The organism is Intestinimonas sp. HCP28S3_D6 (assembly GCF_052065695.1).
Taxonomy (GTDB): Bacteria; Bacillota; Clostridia; order Oscillospirales; family Oscillospiraceae; genus Intestinimonas.
Window position 1 is genome coordinate 1 of the sequence record NZ_JBQHTM010000125.1, and the last position, 1,383, is coordinate 1,383.

The window sequence follows — 1,383 nt, forward strand, 5'->3', positions numbered from 1 at the left end:
GGCTGCGGCAGCATCGCCCAGGATGGAAGCCAGCGGCTTCCATCCTGACCGACGCTCTGATTAACTAAGTTCTACCGTGCAGGTGTCCAGCTTGCACTTGCAATTTGCGAACAAGTATTTTTATAGGCCTGTTAATTTGAGAAGTATGGATGAGATTATTGCATCTTTGAATGAACTTGAAAAAGAAGCAGATGGTATGCTGGCTGGAATTGTAGGAGGAGCTATTAATGGATAAAGAATATGCTTCTTACACTACAGTCGACCAAAAATGGGTGGCACAAATTCCGTCACACTGGGAGATGAAACGCCTCAAGGGCATATTCGCCATGCGGAAAGAGCGCAATAATCCTATTCAAACCGATTACATATTATCCCTGACTGCTAAACAAGGAGTTGTCCCGTATGCAGAAAAGGAAGGCACAGGCGGGAACAAACCAAAGGATGATCTAACACAATATAACATTTGCCGAGAGAACGATCTGCTTGTTAACTGCATGAACGTAGTTTCCGGCGCGGCTGGTGTATCCAGATATTATGGAGCGATCAGTCCGGTTTACTATGCTTTTTATCCGCGTGAAGATGAGAACATTTGGTATTACCATTATATTTTTAGGCTGATTACTTTCCAGCGAAGTCTTATAGGCCTTGGTAAGGGAATCCTGATGCACGAGAGTGATGAAGGTGTTCTTACATCAGTCCGCATGCGAATCTCAATGAATTACCTTGGTAATGTAATGCTGCCGATCCCTCCACGTGAGGAACAGGATCAAATTGTAAGATATCTTGATTGGAAGATTTCTGAGGTCAATCGGCTTATTTCTGTTAAAAAACAGCAGGTTTCTGCGTATAAGGAATTACGCAAGGCTACTATAGATCAGGGCATCTTGCATGGTTTTAAGAAGTCAGAAAGAAAAGATAGCGGTGTATATTGGCTTGGAGAAATTCCTACTACATGGGAAGTAATGCCGTTAAAACGTATCTGTAGAGCAAATGCTTCGATTGCAGATATTGTTAAGGTAAAGGACGACTCGGAATTGGTTACGTTCCTTCCTATGGAAAATGTTACAGAAACAGGAGAAATCGATTGCTCAATCAAAAAGAAAATTGCAGAGGTTCGCACGGGGTTCTCATCGTTTGCAAAGGGTGATGTTGTTGTGGCGAAAATCACTCCGTGCTTTGAGAATGGAAAGGGAGCCTGCTTAGACGATCTCGATACGGATATTGGGTTTGGCACCACTGAATTTATTAATCTACGTCCTTCAGATAAAGTCGTTTCTAAGGAACCTCTGAATAAAAGCCTTTATCCTGTTTCTACTCAATGTATTAGCCGCCATTTGCGCTTGGTTAAGGTGATTTCAGTGCAAAATAGCCATTATTTATCTG

General features: G+C 42.4%; 1 protein-coding gene. It reads left to right on the forward strand.

Going from position 1 to position 1,383, the window contains the following annotated elements:
* Positions 1–227: 227 nt before the first annotated feature.
* A partial coding sequence (locus ACTNBK_RS17015; protein WP_441147877.1) for a restriction endonuclease subunit S occupies positions 228–1,383 on the forward strand: 1,156 nt, incomplete at its 3' end.